General features: G+C 65.3%; 1 protein-coding gene. It reads right to left on the bottom strand.

Annotated elements, in window-relative coordinates; all coding sequences use genetic code 11:
- Positions 1-119 precede the first annotated feature (119 nt).
- Positions 120-712 (bottom strand): fumarylacetoacetate hydrolase family protein (locus IEX64_RS20040; protein WP_188822603.1); only part of this gene is annotated, 593 nt, incomplete at its 5' end.

Below are 712 nucleotides of genomic sequence, written 5' to 3'. Positions count from 1 at the left end.
TGGCCCGCGCAGATTTCGGCAATGTCTGGATGGGCCAGGGCCAACCAGAAGCCAAGCTGGACCGGACCTTCGCGCAAGGCCGCCTTGAAGCGGTTGACCGGCGTCTGCATTTTCGCCCCCTAAACGAACCGGAACCCGATTGAACCAAACTCGCCGAAATCGGCATTGAAGACATCGCCCGGCGCCGCTTCGACCGGGCGCGTGAACGATCCGCCGAGCACGACTTCTCCGGCTTCGAGCCCTTGCCCCCAGGGCGCGAGCCGCCGGACCAGCCAGGCGACGCCGTTGGCGGGGTGGTTGAGCACCCCTGCCGCAAGGCCGGTTTCCTCGATCACCCCGTTGCGGCTGAGCAGGGCGCCGATGCGGCGCAGATCGAGCCCGTCGGGTTTCGCCGGCAGACCGCCGACGATGATTCCGGCATTGGCGGCATTGTCGCTGATCGTGTCCAGGACCTTGCGCGCCACCCCGGTTCCGGCATCCTTGGGATGCACCCGGGTGTCTATGATTTCGATTGCCGGAACCACATAGTCGGTGGCGCTCAGGACGTCGAAAATCGTCGTCTGTGCTCCTTCCAGGCGGCGCCCGAGCACAAAGGCCAGCTCGACCTCGACCTTGGGCGTGATGAACCGGGCGGTCGGCACGTCGCTGCCCTGTTCGAACACCATGTCATCCAGCAAGGTGCCGTAATCGGGTTCGGTGATTCCGGCTGCCT

Source organism: Novosphingobium indicum (genome assembly GCF_014645195.1).
GTDB lineage: Bacteria > Pseudomonadota > Alphaproteobacteria > Sphingomonadales > Sphingomonadaceae > Novosphingobium > Novosphingobium indicum.
This window is presented reverse-complemented; position numbering and strand designations above follow the sequence as displayed.